The following is a 25,203-nucleotide window of genomic DNA, read 5'->3' on the forward strand; positions in this document are numbered from 1 at the left end:
CGGCCTTCAAGCCAATCGGCCAGCAGCGTCGGCCTCCGCCGCACGCCTCGCTGCCGTTCCAGCCAGGAGCCAGCCGTCGTGTCAATCGATCATCGTGCGTTGTGGGCGGCGTCATTCATCGCAGCGTGCACCCTCGGCTCGGCCGGCGCCGACGAATGGCCCGGCTGGATGGGCGCCAATCGCGACGGCGTCTACCGCGAGTCGGGCGTCATCGACGCCATTCCCGCCGACGGCCTCAAAGTCCGTTGGCGGCAGCCGATCGCCGGCGGCTACGCAGGGCCCGCAGTCGCTGGCGGCCGAGTGTTCGTCTTCGACTATGCAAAGGAATCGGGCGAGTCGGTCAACGAGCCGGGCAAGCGCGCGAACCTCACAGGTCGCGAACGCCTGACGGCCTTCGACGAGCAAACCGGCAAACAACTCTGGCAGCATTCCTACGACTGCCCTTACAGCATCTCGTATCCCGCCGGACCCCGTTGCACGCCCACCGTCGTCGGCGACATGGTCTACATCCTCGGCAGCGAGGGCGACCTCAAATGCCTCAACGCCGCCACCGGCGAAGTCGTCTGGGAACATAGTTTGAAGAACGACTTCAACGCCGACGTGCCGATGTGGGGCTTCTCCGCCCACCCGCTCGTTGACGGCGACTTGCTCTACACGATGGTCGGCGGCGAAGGCCAATCGCTCGTCGCGTTCGACCGCCACACCGGCGAAGTGAAGTGGAAGGCTCTCGACGGCCCCGCCGGTTACGCCGCCCCCTCGATCATCGAAGCCGCCGGCACGCGCCAACTCATCGCCTTCAACCCCGCAGGCGTCACCAGCCTCAACCCCGTCGACGGCAGTGAATACTGGAACATCCCGGTCACCCCGCTCTACGAAATGTCGATCGCCCGCCCGATGCGCGAAGGCAACCGCCTCTACGCCAGCGGCATCCAAAGCGCCTCAGTAATGATGGAGCTCAGCGAAGACGAGCCTGCCGCAAAGGAACTTTGGCGCGGCAAGCCGAAGGCCGCACTCTTCAGCGCCAACACGACGCCCCTCATCGTCGACGGCGTCATCTACGGCACCGATTGCAACGAGGGTTCCTTGCTCGCCGTCGACGCCGAGAATGGCTCGCGGCTTTGGGAAACTTTTGAACCAACGAAGCCCGACGAAAAGCGGTTCATAAAACATGGCAGCGCGTTCATCACCCGCATCGGCGACACCGACCGCTACTTCCTAATGACCGAAACCGGCGACCTCATGGTCGCCCGCCTCACCCGCGAAGGCTTCGAATCCTTTGGAAGGTTCCACGTCCTCGAGCCGACGGAAGAAGCGTTCGGCCGCAACGTCGTCTGGAGCCACCCCGCCTACGCCAACCATACCCTCTTCGCCCGCAACGACAAAGAAATCGTCGCTGTCGACATCGCAGCGCCGGAGTAACCGCCGCAAACGACCCCTCCCGCCACCCCAAAAAGCCGCGACCGCCGGTCGCGGAAGCGGTTAGGTTAGGTTGACACAAACACTCCGGCGATAACAATTCGCCATCTCGCCCATGATCCCCGCCGGCGTGTCGGCGTTGTCGCAGACACCCAGAGATAACGCCCCCCCAGCACACGCTGCCTAATGACTAGCGAGCAAAAAAGTGGCGGCATCGATACCGCCACAGCCGAGCCGTGAGCACGAGCCAGTCCCGCCAAGTCGCTCCCGCATTCAATTCCACCGCTCGATTAAACCACTGCTTCGCGGCGACGAAGTCAATCGGCGTCTCAGGCGTTTTTGATAGGCTCAGGTTGCCAAGACTGAGGCAACACTTTGCGGCCGAATCCATATCGCCAAGTTTTTGATAAACCTCGAAGGCTTTCCGATACCAATCTTTGGATTCCTCGAAGTCGCGCTGCCGAGCGGCGAGATTTCCTAAGTATCGATAGCTAGATGCTTCAGCCGGAGCATTTTCATATTCCTTCGCAATCTCCAGCGACTCTCGATACAGTCGTTCAGCGAATGCGAACCGATGCGACTCTTCAGCACGCATCCCAAGTTTGATGACTTCGTAAGGTTGTGCTTCCCGGCGGCAGCGTTCGAGGCCTTTAAGCAGCCATTTCTCAGCAGCATCTTCGTCGCCCTGGTCTTGTGCGTTTGTGCAGAGACTAAAGCAGGTGTAGACAACGCTTCTTGTTCTTCCCAACCCTTCGTCAATCTCAAGTGATTTTAGGTACCACTTCTCCGCAGCTGGATGATCACCGCGCGTATAGGCGACGATTCCTAGCTGGTGGTAGCTTGCTGAAACGCCGCGAAGGTCGTTTAATCTCTCTTTGATCTCGATCGACTTCCACAGCCACTGTTCCGCTAGTTCAAAGTCTTTCCGAGCATTGGCGACCGCACTCAAATTGATGTAGGTCGTGGCCGCCTCATGCTCCTTACCGTGACGCTCTTCGATCTCAATTGATTTGCGATACCATTGCTCAGCGGCATCCAAGTCATCTCGCTTGTACGCGATCAACCCCAATTGGTGATAGCAGGGCGAAGCAACCAACTCATCGCCGTATCGCTCGCTGACTGAAATCGATTTTCGCAGCCATTTCTCGGCGGTTGTGTAATCTTCTCTCGCGAAAAAAGTGCCGCTCAAGGAGTGGTAAGTCACCGCCGTGCTTTGGTGATTGTTATTCCTCTCGTTGACGTTAATTGACTTCCAATACCATTGCTCAGCAGCGCGCAGGTCGCCTTGTCGACAAGAGATATCGCCCAACTTACTGTAGACTTTCGCGACCTCGCCATTCTCGGCGTCTGCATAAATCTTTGCCGATTTCAGGGAAAGCTCTTCGGCATGCTCCAATTCGCCTCGTTTGAAGGCCCCCTCGGCTTGTTGAAAGTAATCCGCGGCAGCGGTGTCGAGCTTTCGTGGGGCGGCGAAATCGGTCATTGAAGTAGCCAGGAAGCGACGTTCGGAAGCTGCAAGTAAATTGCAATCAATGTCCGAATTATGATGGCGAATAGCGTTGGATGCCACCTTAGAGTACGAAGGAACTAGGCCTAGGGTCGAATTGCCATGATCTCCGCATCTCCAGGAAACAACTCCTGCGCGATCGCGACTAGCCTCGACGCCGACGGATCAAAATCGGCCTCGCCATTTGTCCTGTCGCTCCGCGTCACTGCCAACGCGCGGCATTTGAAGCACACGTAAACGTCCACTTCATCGCCGCCGTTGATGAACGAAAACTTGACGCCGTAATCGGGCGGGCCGCATTCTTCGACGATAGGAGCGAAGAACCGGTAGCTCCCCGGCGTCGCGAGCAACTGCTGCAATTCGTAAGCGGCGCCGCGCGACAACTGGACTGGATCGCCGGCGACTTGAAACTCCTCCGGCGCTGCCGCCGGCATCCCTGTCTGCCAGTGTGCGGGCGGCATCAACCGCCAGGCGGTCACTTCGGTCGCATTCCGCAACATCGCGACGCGGTCGAGTCCGCCGTAGAGCTGCGACAATCACCACCGACTCATCCCCTCGAACGTCGCCCACCCCAGCGCGACGACCGCCGCCAAGAGAGCGAAGCGTTTCAGCGAAAAGAACCGTCCACGGGCTGTCGGAGTCGACATCGGCGTTTACAGGGGTGGCAGAAAATCGCGCGAGGCGCAGACGACTAATTTCGCGATAATGGGACCATTGTAGCGACTGCCCCGGACCGAGTCCTCGTTCCCACGCTCCGCGTGGGAACGCACTCCCCGCCGCTCCGCGGCGGTCCAGCGGTGAGTGTCGAAGACCTGAGCGCGCCTTCGTATCGCGGCGCTGAGCGTCGAAAGCGACGTTCCCACGCAGAGCGTGGGAACGAGGAGGCGCTAGGGCGAATCAACCAGCTAACTGTCGCGTCAACGTCACGAAAATCGCTCAAAAACGACCGCTAACTCTAACAACAGAAAGGACTTAGCATTGTGTCGCCAAAAATCGCATCTGCGACACTAAGCGACGCGACACGACAACAAACAGCACTACAATACGCTTCTCTACTAGCCGGCCCGCCACGCGGGCCGGGCGGGAGTGCCGCCGGGGAGAACGATCCGCAGAATGGCCAACATAAGTGTCGCGCCAGTCCGGAGGCCGTGGGCCTCCGGCTACAGTGAGCGACGATTGAGACCGGCGTGCGGCAGCGGAACGCACCTTTTCGCGAACGCAGAACTACGCCGCCGAAAAACGACTTCCGACGGCTCGCGCCGTTTTGCGAACCAGCGAACGGTACTTCTGCCGCACGTCGAGGTAGCTCCAGAAGAGATACAAATTGCCGAACGCCGAGCCGAACAACAGCACCCATGCCACCAAGGCGATGAAGGCATTGTCCCGCCCGCCCGTGCCGGCCGCCGCATTAGCTTGCGTATTAGCGGTTGGCATCGTCGCGGAGCCGCCTTGGCCAGCGCCGGCCGGTTGCCCGTTCGTCGGTTGGTTCGATCGCGGAGAATTGAAGATATCGCGATTCATCGTCGCTGGCGGCGTCGTTTGCCCCGTCGAGGCATGCGTTGCGGGCGTTCCAGTTCCTGCAGCGCCGGCGACTTCGTCGAGCGGGCGGTTGGGGTTCTGGTTCATCATTCCCACGCTGATGGCGGGCGCCCCAGTGTTCGACGGCGAGAGTGTCGAACCAGTTCCAGCCAGGTTGGTTTCGGAAGCGAGCGGAGGAGCCGATGGGATGGGCGAGTCGCCCGACCACTGCGAACCGCCGCCGCCGAACGGCCGCGTCTGCCCGTTGGCGAGATCGCCCTGCGGCGGCATGACGCCGATTCCGGGCGTGCTGCTCGTTGAGCCGGCGGTCGTGGCCGGCACGCGCGGATCGGCCACGCCTTGCCACGGGTTGCTAGTCGACGTGTTGTTGTTGGTCGCCGTGTTATTAACGCCGCCCATTCCGTTCGTTGCAGGTTGGCTGGCCGCAAAGTTATCGCTGTTCCACTCGTTCGCGGCAGGCGCACCACTGGCGGGCTGCTGTTGTTGCTGAGAGTACTGCGTTGGTTGTTGCTGTGAGGAACCGTTGCCGAGGCCGCTCGTCCCCTGGTTCGCGAGCGGCGCCGCGGTGGGGAAGGGAGCTGTTGCCGTGTTGTTCCACGTGCTGCCGGCCGCCGCCGATGGGGCAGGGGACTGCGCGTTCGACTGCAGCGGAGTTGTCGTGGGGAGTGAGTCTTGATTCCAGCTGTTCGCCGGTTGCGAGTCGCCGTAGATCGCTGGGGGAGCGCCAGTCGCTGCGGAGCCGGTTGCCGGCGGAGCGACGGCGGTCAGCGGCGCAGGCTGGTTGCGCACGTCGCGCGACGTTGTCGCCGGCTGCCGCGCTTGTGGATTGCGAAGTTCGTTGATGACGCTGCTCGTCCGCTCGCCGAGCGATGCCGCGGCATTCTGAGCACTCTGCTGCACCTGGTTGGAGGCGTTGTTAAAACCTTGCTGAACCGAGTTGCCGAGTTGAGTTTGCAGATTCTGAGCGGCGTCGTTCATCGCGTTGGCAGCGGGGCCGGCGACGTTTTCGTTCCAGGCCTGCGTCCCCGATGCGACGGCGTTGTCGAAGAGCGCCTGCCCGGAGGGCGCCGGCGTCGAACCGCCGTTCCAGGCTTCAGTCGCCGCATTGGTCACGGCGTTGGCCGTCGCTGCCGCCTGCTGCGAGAGTTGCTGTGGGATCTCGCCGTAGCGGTTGTAGTCGGCAGACCCGACGGCGTTCTGCCCGCGGACGACAATCGACTCCTCGGCGGGAAGTTCCGGCTTGGCCATAGTGGCCGCGACCACCGGTTTGAGCCGCGTCACCATCCGCTCGCGAGGGGGAGCGCCGTCGCCGATCACCACCCGCACCCAGCCGATCGGGCGGATGTCGTCGGGGACTTCGCCCACGATGGGGATCGACTTTCCCGAGGCCAGCGTCGCGGCGAGTTCTTCGTCGACCTGGACGATATATTCGTACCGCTCGCTTCCGTCCGGCATTGGCTGCCAGCCAAAACCGACCGCGGCGATCAACGCGAAAAGCGCAGCTCCGTCCATTTCCATCGACCCTTTACATCCATGCGGCGCGCGGGGGTGTCGCGCGAACGCCGTCAGTCTACCGGAAAGCCGAAAATCGGCCTAGACAGGCCTGCCAGCACCCGCGGACGGTTGACGCCGCCGAGACGGGGAGCAATTCTGGAGGATTCATGCTATCGTTGTGGCTCGTCCAGGGCGCACGCCAGCCCCCGGAACGACGCTGAGGCGGCACGTTTTTCATCCCCGCGAAGGTTTGCAAGCAAATGGTCTGCGCCATGTCGGCCGAGTCGATTCTGGAGTCGCCCTACGGCGATGTCGCCCCCCTCTTCGCCCGTGACCTCAACGGGACGTCGGAATTGGGCGATCGGCCATGGACCTTCGACGAGACGCCCAGCGACTTCACGGGCGAAGCGACCGCTAGCGAATCGGCCGAAGGGGACGACCCCTTCGACGACTTCGAAGACGACGACTTCGACGACGATTTTGACGACGACTTCGAAGAAGATTGGGAAGACGACCTCACCGAGGACGAGGAGTTCCCCGATACCTTCGGCGGCGCCGAGCCCGACGAAGACGTGGTTGAGAAGGACGACGAAGACGAAGATTCGCCATTCGCCGACGACCCCGACTTCGACGACGCCTAGCAGCGTCGCATCGCACCGAGCGCCCCTTAGCCCCCGGTTCTTCAAACCGGGGGGCATTCGACTCCGCGCCCAACAGACGCGCCACGCTAACCGCGCCGCCGCCCAAGCACCAACCCCAGCGCCGCAAGTCCCGCCAGCGCCGCAGCAGTCGGCTCCGGCACAGTCGCCGCTGGAGTTCCGCTGCCGACGTTCAGCGCCGACCAGCCGAAGTTCCGCTGCCAAGCCATGAAGTCGGCGCCATCGACGTCGGCGTCGCCATCGGCGTCGCCGTTGGCAGCCTTAGCGCCGGTCGCGGTGCCGAAGCCCGTTTTCCACGCAGTAAGATCAGCGTTGTCGACCTTCGCGTCCGCATTGAAGTCGCCCGGCGTCAGGGCGTCGGTCACGATCTGGTAGACGGCCCCGGTAAGGTAGGTGATGTAAATGTTGCCGTTAGCATCTTCGACGATCGACGAAATCGCACTGGGCGTACCGACGTCCGTCGGCAACTGCGGCGTGACGTACTCGACGACTTGCGGCGAAGTCTCCGTCGCCGGGCGGAGCGTCCAGATGCGATTGCTGCCGTAGTCCGCGAAGAAGTAGAGCCCTTGCAGTTCGGGATCGGGCCCGCGGTAGGGAACGCCGCCGACTACCGTAGTGCCGACGAAATTCGCTTCAGCAGGCGTGAGCGTCGGATCGTCGGGACGCTTGTAATCCCACACGGGGTCGATGGCGCCCGTCGGCTTGGCGCCGCCGACGCCGCCCGACGGCGTGGCGATCGTTCCCTCGCGAAGTCGCCACCCGTAATTCTCGCCTCCAACGCTGTTGCCGGGCTGGAAGTCGATCTCCTCGCGCGTGTTTTGTCCCACGTCGCCGATCCAGAGGTCGCCAGTCGCCCGATCGAATCCGGCGCGGAACGGATTTCTCAACCCGTAGGCCCAGATCTCATCGTCGCCGGTCGGGTTGGCGCCGCCGGGTGCGTCTGGTGCAAATGGATTGCCGGGCGACTCAGCAGTATCGAAGGGGATGCCGTAGTTTCGATCGACGTCGAGGGGAAAGTCATCGCGATCAACGTCGATTCGTAGCGCCTTCCCTAGGAAGTTGGAGGTAATATCTTGAGCATTGCCGGTGCCGGCGGTGTGGCCTGTGTCGTTGTCGTCGCTGCCGCCGCCGTCGCCGAACATCACGTAGAGATAGCCGTCGTTCGGGCTGAAGCCAATGAAACCGCCCTTGTGGTTGGTATCGGGTTGAGTCGTATTGAGAATCGGAGTAAACGCCGTGTTGGCGGTGTTCGACGTGGCGCTCGGCGCCGTGTACTCGCGGATATAGGAGCTGAATGGCGTGTTCGCGACGGAGTCGTTTGCCGTCACGTAGGCGTAGAACTTGTGGTTCGTTTGAAAGTCGGGATGGAAGGCGAGCCCCAACAGCCCTCCCTCGCCGTTCGTGTTGATGCCGGGGATCGACAGGTAAGGCGTCGGCTCCAACAGCCCGGTCTGCAAGTTGAGAACGCGAATCGCCGCCGTCGCATTGCTAGCCGTACCGGCGCCCCGCTCGGCGATGAACAGCCGCGTTGAATCCCCGGGAGCGAATGTCGCGAACATGGGGGCGTTGAGGCCCGTTGCCACCCGCTTGCGACCGACGATGCCGGCGTCTGCCTCGGTCGCAAGCCCGCCGATGCCGGCGAGAGTGGCGACCAGCGGAGCCGCTTGCAGCCACTTGGGAGCTGGCTGGTTCTTAAGCGCGCAGCCCGGCTGCAGAAATGACAAAAACTTCATGGCGTCGTCCCCAAGTTGCACCCAATGACCCGCGAACCGCCAGTATCAGGCCGCGATGGCCCGGAAGCAAGCAGTTCGGCGGGGCAGAGTGCAAACGACGCGCCCGGACGGATTCAGCCGTTAGAGGGTCGATCTGGTCGCTGGCGCTTGCTCAAACTCCGCCGTCGCAGGCGTCTGAGCAGAGGCGGCGACGCGACGTTCGTCGAGTTGAGCGGCCGCCTGGCTGATCTTCGCAAAGTCGACTTCCCGGGCGATGAACGCCTCGACCACTTCCGGGTCGAATTGCGAACCGTAGTGCGAGACAATCCACTCGCGGGCCTCGGCGTGGCTTGCCGCAGGGCGATACTCGCGGTGCGAGGTGAGGGCGTCGTATACATCGGCCAGCGCGACGATCCGCGCGGCCAGCGGGATGTCCTTTCCCTGCAGCCCGTAGGGGTAGCCGCTGCCGTCCCATTGTTCGTGGTGGGCGGCGGCGACTTCGCGAGCGAAGGTGAGGAATTGGTCGTTGTCTCCGAGCATCCGCTCGACCGAAGCGAGGCACTCGTCGCCAAGCACCGTGTGCATCTGCATGGCGCGGCGTTCGGCGGCGGTCAGCTTGCCAAGTTTCAAGATTACCGCGTCGGGGACGCCCATCTTGCCGACATCGTGCAGCGCCGAGGCGATCGCGAGGTTGGCGACGTAGTGGTGGTCGATCTTCGAGTTATGCTTGGCGAGTTCGCTGGCGAGGATCGTCACGTACGTCCGCAGCCGTTCGAGGTGTTGACCGGCGTCCTTATCGCGCGACTCGGCGAGCTTCGCCAGACCGAACACCACCGCGTTGCGGCTCCGCTGCAGGCCGAGCGTGCGGCGTTCGACTTCACGTTCGAGCGACGAGCTGACTTCCAGCAGCGTGCTGTCGAACCGACGCACGAGGAAGATTGTGCAGATCGCCGTGGCGCCAACGACGGCGCCGGTGAGCACGAAGCCGACCTGAATCATGGGAGTCACGAGCTCGGCCGACAGTCGATTGACGCTCGCGTCCGAGAGCGCGACGAGAATCGCCGCCTCGTGCTGCGGGACGCCCAAGGCGGTTACCGCGTACGGCTGGCCCGCGAATTCGGACATGCCTGAGACGAACGACTGTTTTCCCTCGCCTTTATCTTGAGCCAGGGCGGCGAGCAGCGGTTGCGGGGAGCCCTTGCCAGTCTGCAGCGTCTCCGTCGTGAGAGCCGTTCCTGCTTTGATGCCCGCCGGCGCCGCGAGCGTCGCGGCAATGACCTTGCCGTCGGCTGTCCGGACGATCGAGACGAATCCATCGTGAGGAACGTTGAGTTGTTCGACGAGGCGCTGGAGCGAGTCTTTGCTACCTGACGCGTCGACTGGTTGCTGCAAATCGGCGAGATCGGACGATTGCCGGGCGATGGTGAGCGCAAGCGATTCCGCCTGCAGCGTCACCGAGCGATGGATGATCTGATTGAACGCGGCGTGAAGCCACTGCGACGCCCACAACACCCCGAACGCCATGCAGCCGAGTTGGCTCATGACGAGCATCGCGATCAGAACTTGCCGCCGTTTGATATACATAGTCTCTCTCCCAACCAACGGCTGCAAACGACCGTGGCGAGGCGCGCGCATAGCGCCGCCGTTACGAAATTTGCCGAAGGTATTACCGGCCCTACCAAAACCTAGCTCGCAATCTGCCGTAAAGCGCACGCATCCCGCCAAAACACGCCGAGCGGAATCGTTGCGAACGGTGCAATCGGACCGACGATTTTGCGTCGTTGCGCTTATTTCGACGCGGTTCGAGCGAGGCAAGTCGACGCCGTTCGAGCGATGCACCAACCGAGCGGCGCTTCGGCCGCTGGTTGCAACACCCGGCGAAGTGATACAATGCGAACATGCCGCACGCGCTTCGCTCTTTTCACCAAGCGAGCGGCTTGGAATCGGCGTCGAGCCGACGCCAGCTTTCGCCCCGCTCACAGGTCCAGGCAGGAGAATCACGTCTATGGCCACGGTGACTGAAAAGTTCGCCCGTCCGCAAGTTCGTCAGACGCAGTGCTTCATCGGCGGCGAATGGGTTCCCGCGAAGAGCGGTAAGACCTTCGAGACGGTGCATCCCGCGACTGAAGAAGTGATCGCCGAAGTCGCCGAAGGCGATAAGGCCGACATCGACGCGGCCGTGAAGGCAGCCCGCGTCCAGTTCGACGGCGGCGAGTGGTCGAAGATGGACGCCCGCGATCGCGGCATCCTGATGAATAAGTTCGCCGACTTGCTTGAGGAAGAAGCCGACGAACTCGCGGCGATCGAAACGCTCGACAACGGCAAGCCGATCCGCGACGCCCGCGGCGCCGACATCCCGTTGGTCATCGACTGCATTCGCTACTACGCCGGCTGGGCCGACAAGATCCAAGGCGCCACGATCCCCGTCCGTGGCGACTATTTCACCTACACCCGTCGCGAGCCGGTGGGGGTCGTCGGGCAGATCATTCCGTGGAATTTCCCCGCGCTAATGACGGCCTGGAAGTGGGGCCCTGCGTTGGCGGCGGGCTGCACGATTGTCATGAAGCCGGCCGAGCAAACGCCGCTCAGCTGCTTGCGGATGGCTCGCCTCGCCCAGAAGGCGGGCATTCCGGACGGCGTGATCAACGTCGTCCCCGGTTACGGTCCCACGGCTGGCGCCGCGCTCGTGAAGCACCCCGGCGTCGACAAGATCGCCTTCACCGGCGAAGGAACGACGGCGAAGATCATCCAACGCGAAGCGCTCGAAACGATGAAGCGCGTCACGTTTGAACTCGGCGGCAAGAGCCCGAACGTCGTCTTCGCCGACGCCGATATCGACGCCGCGGTCGACGGCGCCCACTTCGGCCTCTACTTCAACCAAGGCCAGTGCTGCTGTGCCGGCAGCCGGTTGTTCGTCGAAGACCGCATCCACGACGAATTCGTTGATCGCTTGAAGGCGAAGAATCACGAGCGCAAGCTGGGCGATCCTTTCGATCCTGAGACCGAGCAAGGCCCGCAGATCGATAAGGCGCAGTTCGACAAGATCTTGAAGTACGTCGAGTACGGCAAGCAAGATGGCGCCAAGCTCATCAGCGGCGGCAAGCGTCACGGCGACGAAGGCTTCTACATCGAGCCGACGTTGTTTGCCGGCGTGACCGACGACATGCGGATTGCGACTGACGAGATCTTCGGCCCGGTGCTGAGCGTGCTGAAGTTCAGCGACGTCGACGAGATCGCCCGGCGAGCCAACGCTGGCAACTTCGGCCTCGCCGCTGCAGTTTGGAGCCGTGACATCGGCAAGGCCCACCGTCTCGCCGCTCGCTTGCGGGCCGGCACGGTGTGGATCAACTGCTACGACGTCTTCGACGCCGGCGCGCCGTTCGGCGGGTTCAAAGAAAGCGGTCTCGGCCGCGAACTCGGCGAAGCCGGCTTGCAGGCGTACACCGAAACGAAGACGGTCACCGTGGCGCTGAGCTAGCGCGGCCGTTCGCGGTCGCGCTTCAGCCCCGGGCTCCGCCCGGGGGTGGGCTACCACATCGCGCAACGTTGCCAAACGGAGTGGATATAGACCCCCGGGCGGAGCCCGGGGCTAGAATGTAAACGAAGCGGGGCCTTGCTGATCACTCAGCAAGGCCCCGTTTTTTGTTGAATCAAGTTGGTTATCAGCAGCGAGCTATCGGCGAGTTGTCTCGCCGCCGCTGGTGCTCAGAGCCAGCTGCCCAAAGAACCGCTCGCCGCCGCGGACGATGTCGAACCGCACCGGGCCCAACTTCGCCACCGCATCCGCACGGTTCAGGATGAACTGCACGTCTTCTTCGCTCGTGGTGTACCAGCGGTGGATCTGCACGAGGATATCGCCGGCGACAACGCCTTGCGTAGCGGCCGAGCTGCCGGGCTTCACCGAGACGACCCGCATGCCGCCGTCGAGCGGCAGGCCGCGATCGGTTAGCGTGCTCTTCGAGACCGGCTCCAGCGTCAGGCCGAAAGCATCCCAAGTGGCTTGCTGGAAGGGACCGAGTTGCGAGTTCGACTCGGCGACGCGGCTGCGGCCAGGGCCTGGTTTGGCGGCGACGACCATATCGAGGGCGACCTGTTGGCCATCGCGTTGCACGAGGACCGGCACCCGTTCGCCAGCGCGGCGGCCAAGCAGGGCGCGCTCCACGTCAAGCGGGCGATCAATCTGAGTGGTGCCAATCTGTTCCAAGCGGTCGCCCCGCGCCAGGCCGCTGATTTCGGCGGGGCTGTCGCGTTCGATGCGGGCGATCGTCACCGGGCCGGTCGGGCCATCAGCCGCCAGCGGAGTGATGCCGTGCCAGTACGATTCCAGCTTCTCGACCTTAATCAACCGCGTCGCGACGTCGAGGGCCTTGTCGATCGGAATCGCGAAGCCGATTCCTTGGGCCCCGGCGCGAACGGCGACGTTCAGGCCGATCATATCGCCGTCGAGGTTCATCAGCGGACCGCCCGAATTGCCGGGGTTGATGCTGGCGTCGGTTTGGATCAGGTCGAGATATTGCTGAGTCTCGTTCACCTGCACGTTGCGGTGCAGAGCGCTGATGATGCCGGAGGTGACCGTGTGTTCGTAGCCGTAGGCGTTGCCCAGGGCGATGACCGTTTCGCCGGTCATCAGGTCTTGCGAGGTACCGATGTGGATGGTCGGCAGCGGCTGGGGCGTCTTGATGCGGATGACGGCGAGGTCCGTTTCGCGGTCGTTCGCGACCAACTGAGCGACGTAGGCTTGCCCGCCGTCGAGCGTCACGTTGATTTGCCGCACGCCATCGACGACGTGAAAGTTGGTAAGGATGTAGCCGCGCGAGTCGATCACCACGCCCGTGCCCATGCCGTTGACTTCGCGCGAGGCGGGAGTGGTGCGGCCGGCTACCAGCGGGTCAGTGACCGACTTCTGTCCCTGAATGTTCACTACCGCCGGCGCCGCATTGCGAACGGCAGCAACTACCGGCGTCATGCGATCGGCGGGCGACGCCAGCGTATACTGCGGCGGCAGCGTACCGATGCTCACGGCCAAGGCGAGAGGCCATAGGACGGGACGGGAAGCGCGGCGAGAGAGCAAGCGCAGGATGGGCATCGCGGGTCGTCCAATGTGGAGTGTCTGCCGGCGCCGTCTGGGGCAGCGGTCGGTAGACGCGGAACGAGTATCCGGCAGAGCCGGTTGACACCTCGATGATCGGCGTACCCCTACGACACGCTTAAACGGCACAACCGGGACCGGTACACTCCGCCTAGTTTGTCACGGCCGCTAGCGGGTTGTCGCATGGTACGACAGCGTTGCTGCTTGGCCATGATGTTCTCTCTTTCAGGCAGGCGATGGATCGGCCAGCGAGATACACCGCTAATGGTATTGGCCCCGGAGGGGCCGAGTGTTGTATCCAGGGGCGCGAGCCCCTGGTAACGAATCATTTACATGACTTCTAGCCCCGAAGGGGCGGCAGAGATCGTCGCGCACATCGGGAGCAATGCCGCCCCTCGCGGGGCTCCGCCATAATTGCATCACGCCTAACCAGGGGCTTACGCCCCTGGCTACAACATGCCGCCCCCTTCGGGGGCTGAGCCCCCTCTACTGAACGCTCCGCTTCCTTCACAAAACAAAAACACGCGGCCCTCAGTAAGACTGCGGGCCGCGTGCAAATGATGGCTTCAGTTCGTGAGCGTCGCTCGTGCTAATCGTGCCCCGACACCGTCATCTGCGGACGCCAGCCCATGTCGACGTTGCCGCGTTGCGGCTCCGGCGCGTCGGGCCGTGCGGGCGAGAGGACGTCTTGCGTCGGCACGGGTAGAAACTTCGGCGGCATCGGCGGGCGGAACGTTGCCGGCGGCGGGCCGGGCGTCGGTTTTTCGTGGAACTTGTCGCCGATGCCGAACGGCAAGATCGGGCAGGTGCGGCATTGCGTACATTCAGGTCCGCACGTGACGGGACGCACCATGCGATCGCAAACGGAGCAGCCCTCGCCGAAGCAGCGCGAGCAGCAGATGACGTCGTCCGCGAGTTCGCCATGATAGGCGGCCGCAGCCATCCGAATCGGCGGGCAGCCGTTGCATTCGCCGCAGTTACAGTTGCTATTCCGTGCAACCGCGCAGCCGCTCACCGCCATTAGCAGCAGGCACGCTAGCAAGCGGTGCATCGAAAAGTGGAACGACGACATAGCGCGAGATCCCCCCCGGTTCCTCCTTCTCATGATCGGCCGCGAGGGGGCGGGAACTTCCGCACAATCGGCAAACTTTGCGCCAGCAGTCGCAGGCACGGGCATTTCAATTACCCGTCGCTGCTAGGCGGCGACTTGTAGAGCAGCTTCGGCAGGAATTGGATTCCCAAGAAAATCGCCAGGATTGCCAGCAGCAGATGCGGCCAGTAGCCCGCGAGCGGGATTCCGACGGCACCCGCCAACCAACCGACCGCCAGCAGCCCAGGCGCCAGGAGCAGCAGCAGACCGCAGCCGAGGGCTGCCATCGTTCCCTTGAAGGCCAGCTGCTCGGTGAGCTGCTGGTCGTGAACGTCGATCATGCGGCCGCGCCGGAGGCTGATTTCGATCGAGTCGGTCAGTTCCATCGCACGCAATGCATGCCGCCAGGTTCCGTCGACCGCGGCTGCAGCGATGGCGTCGGCAAAGCGATTGACGGCGCGGCTGGCGGGGCCGCTCGCCGGCTCGGCGACAAGGCCGTTGGCATCGAACCAAAACGATTCACGGCCGCGCTCGCAAATGAAATGGAGTGCCAGTCCTTCGGCTTCGCCCGGCGGTTCGACGCTCCATCGCACGGGGAGTTGCGTCGACCCCAGTAGCTGGACGCTCAACGCGGAATAGTCGGCTTCGGCGCCGCTGGAGGCGTGTGCACCAATGCGATTGAGCTTGCCGCCGACGGACGACAACAGATCGACGTCGCCGGCGAAGCGATCGAGGACCTGTTCGCGGGTCCGCTCAACCATCGATCGCGTGGCGGCAATTTGCTCCACTTTGCCGAAACGCGGGTGACCATCGACGACCCAGCGATCGGCGTCCGCGAGCGCTGAAGACTCCCGCAGCGGATTGTAGTAATGCAGGATGCCGCCCCCTTCGGTCCGCGACATGTCGACTTCGAAGTACGTCAGTACCGATAGGAAGAGGGGAAACGTCGTCAACATGGGCCGGCCGAGCCGAGCGAGTTCCTGCACTTGCCGCGTGCGGAGTGAATCGCCGGCGGCGCCGCGGCCGACGATGATCGCGTCGGCCGTTTCGTCGACAAGCAGGTCTTCCCACTGCTCCGCTTGGTCCTCAGTTGCGGGCCAAGAAAAATCATGCCCTGCGGCAAGACTTAGGTCGCCGCCCCAGGCCCATTCATGCCCGGCGGCAAGCGCCGCCGCCAGCAGGGGCAGGCTTTGTGCGTCGGCGCCGAGCAGGGCAATTTTCATGCTGGGCAGCCTAATCTACCGCCTGCACCGCAACAACTAGGGGTGGTAGAAGTTCGCTCCGTGCTACAATACCTTGTTCGCCGCGCGGTTCGCCGGGGCGAGCCAACTCAAGACTTACGTTCGCACTTGTGCGTTCGCTACCGGCAATGGACGACGACCACATGAAGGGATTCCAACTCCGATCCGCGCTGCGATCCCTGCGGCGGGCCTGGCTCCTCGCCGGCGGTTTGGTCGCCAGTTTATTCGCAGCGCCGCTGGCCGTTGCGCAGGCTCCCGACGTTCAGGCTGAAATCGCGAAGCAAGGCGAGAGTCCTGCTGAGCCCGAACCCGCTGCCGCACCGGAGGCGCCCCCTGAAGTTGCCGCGGCGATCAAGCAACTCGAAGGAGATCAGTACGCCGCGCGGCAAGCGGCGCAACGTACTCTGATTGCGATCGGAGCCCCCGCGCTCGAACCCACCGCCCAAGCGGCGGCGAAGGGCGGCCTGGAAACTTCGACGCGGGCCGCCCACATTCTGTGGGCTTGGGCCGATTCGGCGGATCAAACGCTAGCGATCCCCGCACTCGAGAAACTTGCGACGCTTGCGCAACGCCCTGTCGAAGCGGCCGAAGCGCAGCGGCGGCTGGCCGACCTGCGCGAGGCGGCGGCCATCGCGGCGATCAAAGAGCTGGGCGGCTTCGTCGAAATGGATCGCACCTTCGCGATGATGGGCGCTTACGGCACCCCGCTGCAGATCACGCTCAACAAAGACTGGAAGGGAGGAGCCGAGGGGCTTAAGCATATCGCGCTGATTCGCAACGCGACGACCCTCAGCGTTCACGGGGCGCCGCTTGGCGACGAAGCGCTGCCGGAGTTGGAAAAGCTCGCCAACGTGAAGCGGATGGAGTTCTTTGGACAGAAGTTTACGCCCGAACTCGTCGACAAGTCGCGCGAGAAGCTCCCCGCGACGTTGATTGACATTCGCAAAGGCGGGGCTCGGTTGGGAATCCGCGGACTCGACGCTCAGGAAATCGTTGCCGACAGCCCGGCGGCCAAGGCAGGCCTGATCATCGGCGACAAGATCACCGCGTTCGAAGGCAAGCCGATCGCCACGTTCGAGGAACTAACGGCCGCGATCTCCGACCGGATGCCAGGCGACACGGTGACGATCAAGTTCACGCGGGCCGGTGAAGAGCGCGAAACGAAAGTGACTTTCGACCGCTGGGGAGATAAGGCGGGCGCGGGACGAGCTCTTCCCGACGCCCCGCCGAGCGAGCAAGGATTGTTCGGGCCTGTGCCGCGGATTACTCCTTTGCAGCGCGTGCCGTTCGATGACCGGCCGACGCCGACTTCTCCCAGCGATCCGCTGCCGAAGTAAGCAGATCGAAGCCACGGCTCTGCCGGTGGACGAATTGCTAACTAGCCGCAACTTGCTCCGACCACCGGCAGAGTCGGTGGCTTTTATGTTCGAATAATATTGGGCTCAAACGGCGAGGCCCGTTTCAATCCGCAGCTCAAGCTCGCGGAGGTGGCCGCTTGAGTGGAGTTGCTCCACCAACAGATCACGCCCGCGCGTCGTCCAAACGCCAACGGTCCGCAACTCGGCTCGCGACGTGGGGCAAAGAAACGTCACCTGCGTCGGCGTGAGCACCGTTATTTCAACGCCAGAGCGATGCCGCGTGTAGCGGGCCGAGTAGTCGACCCGGCGGTGGTTAGCGCGGTCCTCCCAGGATGATTTGATCTGTTGCATGGCTGCGGCGCGACGGCATTAAATAACGGAAACTTGCGAGCTTGATCCCGCGGCGAGAACCACTAGCCAGATGGCCACGCCCTCCGGGCGAATTGCTCACTCGCTCGCCGCTTCAACCTGGACCGCGTGGCGGTCCGGCTACTGGCGTGCTTGGCAGCGTCGGCCAGAGAGCGGTTTGCCTTGCAACGGGTTTCGCATTCTACGCACGGTTTCCAAAGTCGGCAGCGTCAGCTCAAGCCCCCACTCGGGGAACACGGTCGACCGCATTCCCCGAGTGGGGGGATTCGCTCGGTTTACGGCGACTGGTCGATGAACATCGAACCATTGTCAGCGATGTTGAACATCGGTCGGTGCGGGTTGTTCCGCGTGTTCTGCGCGGCTCCGCCGAAGTGCCAGACGAGGTTCATGCCGATATTCCAGGCTTCTTCCGTGGCGCCGATAAGGCCGGCGTCGCCGCTCGGAATCAGGTAATTGAACCCAGTTTGTAGCGACCAACGATCGCTGAACGGCACGTAGAAGTCGCCGCCGAAGATCGTTTCGCTGTCGTTCGAGAAGCCGACCCAGAACCGCATATCGCCCGCTTTAAAGTTGTTGCGGAAGAAGAAGCGATACTGATCGACTGCCTGGAAATTTACTTCGCCGATCGTGCTGGAATTCGTGTGGGTTGAGCCAAGGAAGCCAAACTCACGACCACGTTGCGTCTTCAAGCTAATCTCGTACCGGATCTGTTGGAAGTTCGCGTCCACGAGCCAGTCGTCGGCCATGTAGTCCCACGCGGCGCCGAATTGCAAACCAGCCGGCACGCGACGGAAGAAACCAATGGTCACGAAGTCCTGAGCCCGATCGTCGGTGACGCCGCCGGTAGTGCCGGAGAGATGGCTTTGCACGGCTTGGTAGCCGAGTTGGTAGCTGAGTTCAGGGAACAGCAGGCCGATGAGCGGGGCCTTACCGCCGATGTTGATGCCTTCCTGGAAGCCAAAGTTACCGTCGCCCGACCCGCCGAACAGCGGCGAATCGCGCGGGCCTTTGAAACCATGAACGCCGGCCCACACCGACAGGTCGCGGAAGCGGGGCAAGCAAACCGGGAAGCACCAGTAGTCGGAGCCGCGATTCACGCCGCTGCCGCAGTCAACGCACTCTTGCATGCCGCAGCCGGGCTCAAGTCCGCAACCGGCTTCGATCGCGCCGCAGTTGGCTTCGATCGTGCCGCAGCCAGGTTCAACGGCGCCGCACCCTGGTTCGCAGATGCCGCAGTTGGCTTCGCCGCAACCGCAGGTGGCTTCTTGCAGGCCGCAGCCCGGATCGCTGTTGCAGTCGGCGCAATAGCCGGCCGGAGCGGTGAATGACTCGCGTTGGTGATGGATCGGCGGGCCAAGCAGTGATTCGTCGTAATCGAGCGCTGCGAAGTTCCGCATCCGCGAACGGTCGACCGTGGTGTAGGCCGCGGTTTCAACGCCGTTCGATTCTGGTTGCGTGAACGCCGGACGAGCGGTGATTCTGGCCGGAGCTTGCGCGACGGCTGGCGCCGGCAACGGGCGGGCAGCGCTGGCGAGCGGCTTGGCAACCTGCTGAACGGTCGGCGCAGTGACAGGAGCGGCGGGTGCCGGCGCTGCTTTGGCTTTGGCCGGTGCCGGTGGGGCTTCGCTTTCAGCAGGCGCCGAGGCGCTGCGGAACTGGAGCGAGCTATTCACAGCCGGGGCAGATGAACTGCCTGGCTTGCGGAATTCCACTCCATGGGCCGCGCCGGTGATGGGCGACATCCACAGGGGAGCGGTGAAGAGCAGGACCCGGGCGACTCGGTTGTAGCTCAAGCGGGGGAATTTCATGAATCGAATCCCGCGGGGGTCGGCCGAAGCCGCCGCCGCCTTGGTTCTCGACTCGGCCCAACCTTCCCAGCTTCGCGGCGAGGCGAAATTTGCCGGTGAAAAGGTAGACCGCGTCTCGGGAGCCCCCCCGGGAATCAACGCGTAAGAGTGATATCGGCCGGCCTCCGTCCTAACTTTCGGCAAAGTCATCACAATCGGAAAAAGTTCTCAAGATTGCCGGCGAGATCGCTAGCAACGAGCTGGGCGCTCGGTGGCAGCTGATTTGCCTCGTTTTGGCAGCTTCGCCGGTCGCTGCAATCTCGCCAAATTATGGGGAAATTGGAGTGTCTACTTCTAGTGATTCAACATGCGGCGCGAGTTCCTGCAGCGCGCGGAGAGACCGTGCCCATCGTTGGAAACCGTCAACAGTGCGGCATTTACAACGGTGCGGGGGTCGCGAACGCGTGGCGCAACGCGCTCCTGCGGCAAGACGCCGGCGGATTCCGTCACATCGATGTTGCCATGCTGAACTTTTGTGCTGATACTTAATGAGAGAGAAGAGTTCTTTGGAGCGATTCGACCTGCGGGTTTTTCCCGCTAGTTTGTCGACGCCCTAGTATGGCGCCGGCGACGAAGGTCCGCTGCTCTTTGCCAACTTCCGCTCTAGTAGCGTGCAGCGCAGGCATCCCTGGCACGAGCGTTAGCCACTCTGGCGACGCCATTTCCGTTTGCGACTGAAAGCGAATTCGCGTGCGCGCATTGCTGCGAGAGCAGAACGTTGTCCGAGGGTCGAGATCTTGGGCGATCGTTCAGACGGCATCCCCTGCCGCGAGAGTTCTTCCCGGAACTCATTGAAAACTTCCCCGCGCCCGCATCACCCGCAGCCATCGGGCTGCGTCCTTAATTACATCATCTGGGTCTACACAACGTTCCAGGACATCGCGCCGCCAGCACGACTCGCACACGCCCGCCATTTGACGATCGAGTCGTCGCCGTCGGCAGGGAGCATGGCAATGACCAAAGGCAGCGAAATTATTTCGCTCGTTTCTGAGCGACAGGATCGCGATCAGTTCCGCCGCAAGAATTGGGTCGGAACCTTCGAGGAGTATCTCGACATCGTTCGCGAGCACCCCGAGGTGACGCGGACCGCGTACCAACGGCTCTACGACATGATTTTGTCGTACGGCGTCGAGGTGCTCGACCGCAATCGCGAGAAGGTCTACCACTACCGCTTCTTCGACGACCCCGACCACAACGGCCACGACGCCGTCTACGGCCTCACAGGACCGTTGCACGATCTGGTCAACGCGCTGAAGAGCGCCGCCCACGAGTACGGCATCGAGAAGCGCGTCCTGCTGCTTCACGGCCCCGTCGGCAGCAGCAAAAGCACGATTGTCCGCCTCCTGAAGCAGGGCCTCGAACGCTACTCCGCCACCGACGCCGGCGCCCTCTACACGCTCGGCTGGGTCGATGAGGAAGATCCGGAGGAGGTTCACTGGTGCCCGATGAACGAGGAGCCGCTCCACCTCATTCCAGAGCGTTTCCGCGACGACGTGGCAGCCAAACTCAATGTGGGCCGTGGCGAAGATGACCTCAAAGTGCGCATCCGCGGCGAGCTCGATCCCTTCTGCCGCTTCATGTACCAGCATCGGCTGAAGAAGTACGACGGCGACTGGACGCGCGTCGTGCAAGACGTTCGTATCAAGCGGTTGATTCTTAGCGAGAAAGACCGCATCGGCATCGGCACCTTCCAGCCGAAGGACGAAAAGAATCAGGATGCCACTGAGCTGACCGGGGACATCAACTACCGCAAAATCGCCGTCTACGGCAGCGATAGCGACCCGCGGGCCTTTAATTTCGACGGCGAATTCAATATCGCCAACCGCGGTATCATCGAGTTCGTCGAGGTGCTGAAGCTCGACGTGGCATTCCTCTATGACCTGCTCGGCGCCAGCCAGGAACATCGCATCAAGCCGAAGAAGTTCGCGCAGACCGACATCGACGAAGTGATCATCGGTCACACGAACGAACCGGAGTACCGCCGGCTACAGAACAACGAGTTCATGGAGGCCCTTCGCGACCGGACGGTGAAGATCGACATTCCGTACGTCACGACGCTGGCGAACGAAATCAAGATTTACGAGAAGGACTACAACCCGCGCACGGTGCCCAACAAGCACATCGCGCCGCACACGATCGAAATGGCGGCGATGTGGGCGATCCTCACGCGGCTCGAGGAGCCAAAGCACGCCGGCCTGTCGCGGCTGCAAAAGCTGAAGCTCTACAACGGCAAGTCGCTCCCCGGGTTCACCGAGGAGAACATCGCCGAGCTGCGAGATCAGGCCGTTAGCGAGGGCCTCATCGGCATCTCGCCGCGGTATGTGCAGGACAAGCTCTCCAACGCGCTTGTCGCCCATCCAGAGGCCCGGTCCATCAACCCGTTCATGGTGCTCAATGAACTGGAGGCCGGGCTCAAGCATCACAGCCTCATCACGCACGAGGAGACGAAACACCAGTTTCGCGAACTCCTCGGCGTGGTGAAGGAAGAATATACGAACATCGTGAAAAACGAAGTTCAACGCGCGATCGCCGCCGACGAAGCGGCCCTGTCGCGGCTCTGCGGCAACTACATCGACAACATCAAGGCGTACACCCAGCGCGAGAAGGTCCGCAACGCCTTCACCGGGCAGTACGAAGAACCGGATGAACGCCTGATGCGGTCGATCGAAGACAAGATCGACATCCCGGAGAGCCGCAAGGATGACTTCCGCCGGGAGATCATGAACTACATCGGCGCCCTGTCGATTGACGGCAAGAAGTTCGACTACAGGACGAACGAGCGACTAAACAAAGCGCTCGAACTGAAGCTGTTCGAAGATCAGAAGGATTCGATCAAGCTCACGAGTCTCGTCTCGAATGTCGTCGACGCGGAAACGCAGCAGAAGATCGACGTCGTGAAGGGCCGTCTGATCCGCGACCTCGGCTACGACGACGAAAGCGCCACCGACGTGCTGAACTACGTCGCGAGCATCTTCGCCCGCGGCGATGCGAAGGAGAAGTAAGAGAGCGGTCAGCTGTCAGCGATCAGCTGTCAGCCAAAGGAGGAGAGCCCCCTCGGATCCCCATTCCCTTCTGGCTGACTGCTGAAAGCTGATCGCTGACCGCTTCCCCACGCATGGACATCGAACGCGACCAACGCCGATTTAAGCAGATCGTTCGCGGCCGGATCCGCGACAATCTGCGCAAGTACATCACTCACGGCGAGATGATCGGCCGCAAGGGTCGCGATCTCGTCAGCATTCCGGTCCCACAGCTCGACGTTCCGCGGTTCAAGTTCGGCAAGAACGGCTCCGGCGGCGTCGGGCAAGGGGACGGGGAAGTCGGCGACGCCCTCGGCAAGCCAGGGCAGGGGCCCGACGGGGCAGGGGGCGCCGGCAGCGATCCGGGCGGCGGGCACTACCTCGAAGTCGAGGTTTCGCTCGACGAGTTGGCTGAGATGCTGGGGAACGAACTCGAGCTCCCGCGCATCAAACCGAAGGGCGCCGCGAGCATCGAAGCGGAGAAGACCAAGTACAACAGCATCCGCCAAACCGGCCCCGAGTCGCTCCGCCATGTGCGGCGGACTTACTTGCGGGCGCTCAAGCGGCAGATCTCCACCGGAAGTTACGAGATTGGCGATCCTCGCGTGATCCCGGTGAAAGCCGACAAGCAGTACCGCTCCTGGAACGAAGTCCCGCAGCCGCAGGTGAACGCCGCGGTGGTGTACATGATGGACGTCTCCGGCTCGATGACCGACGAACAGAAGGAGATCGTTCGCACTGAGGCGTTCTGGATCGATGCCTGGCTCGGCAAGCAATACAAGGGCGTCGAAAAGCGATACATCATTCACGACGCCGTGGCCAAAGAAGTCGACGAGAACACCTTCTATCATACCCGCGAGAGCGGCGGCACGCGGATCAGCTCCGCCTACAAAGTGGCGGCCGATCTGATCGAGCGTGAGTTCCCCGTCGCCGATTGGAACATCTACTGCTTCCAATTCTCCGACGGCGACAACTGGGGGGACGACAATCGCAAGGCGTTCGAACTGCTCGGCGAGAAGCTGCTCCCCGCTTCGAACCTGTTTTGTTACGGCCAAGTCGAAAGCCCGTACGGCAGCGGCGACTTTATCGACGCCCTCGAAAAACAATACAGCGACCACGAAAAGCTCGTGCTGTCGGAGATCGCGGACAAAGACGCGATCTATGAGTCGATTCGAAAGTTCTTGGGTAAAGGGAAATGATTTGAACCACGACGGCACAACGGACACGACGTAATCAAGTACGTGGCATTTCGTCGTGTCCGTTGTGCCGTCGTGGTGAGTCGTTTTAAAGTTGAATGAATCATGTCGATGGGCCCCACTAGCAACTTGACGCCTGAACTCGCCGCCATGCAGGTGGAGATTGAGGAGCATGCGCGCCGCTATGGGCTCGACTTCTATCCGACGATCTTCGAACTGATCGACGCCGACCAGCTCAATGCGATCGCGGCGCGGGGCGGGTTTCCCACCCGCTACCCCCACTGGCGGTTCGGGATGGAGTACGAACAGCTGTCGAAGGGGTACCACTACGGATTGCAGAAGATCTACGAGATGGTGATCAACAACAATCCGTGCTACGCCTACCTGATGCGCTCGAACGCGGCGCTCGATCAGAAGCTTGTGATGGCCCACGTCTACGGCCACTGCGATTTCTTCAAGTGCAACGATTGGTTCTCCCAGACCAATCGCAAGATGATGGACGACATGGCGAACCACGGCACGCGGATTCGTCGCTACATGGATCAGGTCGGCGTCGAGCCGGTCGAGGATTTCATCGATGCGTGCCTGAGCGTCGAAGACCTCATCGACATCTGCTCGCCATTCATTCAACGGCGTGAGAAGAAGGACAACTACCGCTTCGGAGATCGTGAGAAGCAGGAAGAAGAAAGCCGCTCGCCGCGGTTCCAGGCGAAGGGGTACATGGATTCGTTCGTGAATCCTCGCGAGGTGCTGCTCAGCAAGCAACTCGAAGCCGCCGAAAAGGGCGTCGCCCGCCGCATTCCCGAACAGCCGGAACGCGACGTATTGCTGTTTATCCTGGAGCATGCGCCGCTCACATCGTGGCAGGCCGACGTGCTGTCGATCGTCCGCGACGAGTCGTACTACTTCGCCCCGCAGGCGCAGACGAAGATCATGAACGAAGGGTGGGCCAGCTACTGGCACTCGACGATCATGATCAACAAGGCGGTGACGGCCGTCGACATTGTCAACTACGCCGACCACCACAGCGGCACGCTGGCGAGTTCGCCGACGCAACTCAATCCCTACAAGGTCGGCATCGAGCTCTTCCGTGATATCGAAGATCGCTGGAACCGAGGCGCCTTCGGTCGCGACTACGACGAATGCGAAGACGTCCAACAGCGTCGCCGTTGGAACACCGGCGCGGGGCTTGGTCGGCAGAAGATCTTCGAAGTGCGGCGGATTCACAACGACCTCACGTTTATCGACGAGTTCCTCACGCTCGACTTCGTCCGTGACCACAAACTATTCAGGTTTGGCTACAACCCAGGCAGCGAAGCGTACGAAATCGAAAGCCGCGAGTTCCCGAAGGTGAAGCAACAATTGCTGCAAAGCCTTACCAATCGCGGCCGTCCGATCATCAGCGTCGTCGACGGTAACTATCGCAACCGGGGGGAGCTCTACCTTCGGCACGATTTTAGCGGCGTCGAACTGCAAACCGACTTCGCCGTGGATACGCTCCGCAATCTGGAGCGTTTATGGAACCGACCGGTCCACATTGAAACCGTGCTTGAAAACGCCCGCGCCGTCCTGTCGTTCGACGGCAAGAACCACGAAATCGAGAAGGGGGACTCGGTCGACATTCCGGGTCTCGAAGCCATCACTTGAGTCGCATCCACTGTAGAGT

General features: G+C 62.3%; 17 protein-coding genes. 7 read left to right on the forward strand and 10 right to left on the reverse strand.

The window, feature by feature from the left end; genetic code table 11:
- Window positions 1–78 precede the first annotated feature (78 nt).
- Entirely contained in the window at window positions 79–1,419 is a 1,341-nt protein-coding gene (locus PLANPX_RS08535) for a PQQ-binding-like beta-propeller repeat protein (RefSeq protein WP_420844074.1), read from the forward strand.
- Window positions 1,420–1,606: 187 nt separating this feature from the next.
- Here PLANPX_RS08535 and PLANPX_RS08540 read toward each other — a convergent pair whose 3' ends face one another.
- From PLANPX_RS08540 to PLANPX_RS08550, 3 genes are all read right to left on the reverse strand, one after another.
- Window positions 1,607–2,986: a tetratricopeptide repeat protein gene (locus PLANPX_RS08540; protein WP_152098326.1), complete on the reverse strand. Its 1,380-nt coding sequence runs from the start codon at window positions 2,984–2,986 to the stop codon at window positions 1,607–1,609.
- A gap of 23 nt (window positions 2,987–3,009) precedes the next feature.
- Entirely contained in the window at window positions 3,010–3,459 is a 450-nt protein-coding gene (locus tag PLANPX_RS08545; protein WP_152098327.1) for a hypothetical protein, read from the reverse strand.
- Window positions 3,460–4,147: 688 nt separating this feature from the next.
- Window positions 4,148–5,980, reverse strand: coding sequence for a hypothetical protein (locus PLANPX_RS08550; protein WP_152098328.1), 1,833 nt, complete (start codon window positions 5,978–5,980; stop codon window positions 4,148–4,150).
- 236 nt (window positions 5,981–6,216) lie between these two features.
- Between PLANPX_RS08550 and PLANPX_RS08555 the strand changes: the two genes are divergently transcribed.
- Window positions 6,217–6,597 carry a hypothetical protein gene (locus PLANPX_RS08555; protein ID WP_152098329.1) on the forward strand — a complete coding sequence of 127 codons (381 nt, stop codon included), beginning with the start codon at window positions 6,217–6,219 and terminating at the stop codon, window positions 6,595–6,597.
- Window positions 6,598–6,683: 86 nt separating this feature from the next.
- Here PLANPX_RS08555 and PLANPX_RS08560 read toward each other — a convergent pair whose 3' ends face one another.
- The gene (locus PLANPX_RS08560; RefSeq protein WP_152098330.1) at window positions 6,684–8,348 is read right to left on the reverse strand and encodes a PQQ-dependent sugar dehydrogenase; all 1,665 of its coding nucleotides are present in this window, start codon (window positions 8,346–8,348) and stop codon (window positions 6,684–6,686) included.
- A 120-nt stretch (window positions 8,349–8,468) separates the two neighbouring features.
- Window positions 8,469–9,911, reverse strand: a complete 1,443-nt coding sequence (locus PLANPX_RS08565; protein ID WP_172991939.1) for an HD-GYP domain-containing protein — start codon at window positions 9,909–9,911, stop codon at window positions 8,469–8,471.
- Between the two features lie 421 nt (window positions 9,912–10,332).
- Between PLANPX_RS08565 and PLANPX_RS08570 the strand changes: the two genes are divergently transcribed.
- Window positions 10,333–11,805: an aldehyde dehydrogenase family protein gene (locus PLANPX_RS08570; RefSeq protein WP_152098332.1), complete on the forward strand. Its 1,473-nt coding sequence runs from the start codon at window positions 10,333–10,335 to the stop codon at window positions 11,803–11,805.
- 195 nt (window positions 11,806–12,000) lie between these two features.
- On the opposite strand, the gene PLANPX_RS08575 is transcribed toward PLANPX_RS08570, so the two are convergent.
- From PLANPX_RS08575 to PLANPX_RS08585, 3 genes are all read right to left on the reverse strand, one after another.
- On the reverse strand, window positions 12,001–13,413 hold the full coding sequence (locus PLANPX_RS08575) for a trypsin-like peptidase domain-containing protein (RefSeq protein ID WP_152098333.1): 1,413 nt from the start codon (window positions 13,411–13,413) through the stop codon (window positions 12,001–12,003).
- 592 nt (window positions 13,414–14,005) lie between these two features.
- The gene (locus PLANPX_RS08580) at window positions 14,006–14,488 is read right to left on the reverse strand and encodes a hypothetical protein (protein ID WP_152098334.1); all 483 of its coding nucleotides are present in this window, start codon (window positions 14,486–14,488) and stop codon (window positions 14,006–14,008) included.
- A gap of 110 nt (window positions 14,489–14,598) precedes the next feature.
- Window positions 14,599–15,729 carry a hypothetical protein gene (locus tag PLANPX_RS08585; protein ID WP_152098335.1) on the reverse strand — a complete coding sequence of 377 codons (1,131 nt, stop codon included), beginning with the start codon at window positions 15,727–15,729 and terminating at the stop codon, window positions 14,599–14,601.
- Between the two features lie 146 nt (window positions 15,730–15,875).
- Here PLANPX_RS08585 and PLANPX_RS08590 point away from each other — a divergent pair, with 146 nt between their 5' ends.
- Complete coding sequence (locus PLANPX_RS08590) at window positions 15,876–17,084, forward strand: PDZ domain-containing protein (protein WP_152098336.1); 1,209 nt, start codon at window positions 15,876–15,878, stop codon at window positions 17,082–17,084.
- A 105-nt stretch (window positions 17,085–17,189) separates the two neighbouring features.
- Here the strand turns inward: PLANPX_RS08590 and PLANPX_RS08595 are convergent, their stop codons facing one another.
- Window positions 17,190–17,456, reverse strand: coding sequence for a hypothetical protein (locus PLANPX_RS08595; protein ID WP_152098337.1), 267 nt, complete (start codon window positions 17,454–17,456; stop codon window positions 17,190–17,192).
- 293 nt (window positions 17,457–17,749) lie between these two features.
- Window positions 17,750–19,282: a DUF6666 family protein gene (locus PLANPX_RS08600; RefSeq protein ID WP_152098338.1), complete on the reverse strand. Its 1,533-nt coding sequence runs from the start codon at window positions 19,280–19,282 to the stop codon at window positions 17,750–17,752.
- Window positions 19,283–20,112: 830 nt separating this feature from the next.
- On the opposite strand from PLANPX_RS08600, the gene PLANPX_RS08605 reads away from it, so the two are divergent.
- The 3 genes from PLANPX_RS08605 to PLANPX_RS08615 all read left to right on the forward strand — a co-directional run bounded on the left by PLANPX_RS08605 (window position 20,113) and on the right by PLANPX_RS08615 (window position 25,184).
- Window positions 20,113–22,323, forward strand: coding sequence for a PrkA family serine protein kinase (locus PLANPX_RS08605; protein WP_232536339.1), 2,211 nt, complete (start codon window positions 20,113–20,115; stop codon window positions 22,321–22,323).
- A 113-nt stretch (window positions 22,324–22,436) separates the two neighbouring features.
- Window positions 22,437–23,540, forward strand: coding sequence for a DUF444 family protein (locus PLANPX_RS08610; protein ID WP_152098339.1), 1,104 nt, complete (start codon window positions 22,437–22,439; stop codon window positions 23,538–23,540).
- 102 nt (window positions 23,541–23,642) lie between these two features.
- Entirely contained in the window at window positions 23,643–25,184 is a 1,542-nt protein-coding gene (locus PLANPX_RS08615; RefSeq protein ID WP_172991940.1) for a SpoVR family protein, read from the forward strand.
- The last annotated feature ends 19 nt before the right edge of the window (window positions 25,185–25,203 follow it).

Origin of the sequence: Lacipirellula parvula (genome assembly GCF_009177095.1) — a bacterium.
GTDB lineage: Bacteria > Planctomycetota > Planctomycetia > Pirellulales > Lacipirellulaceae > Lacipirellula > Lacipirellula parvula.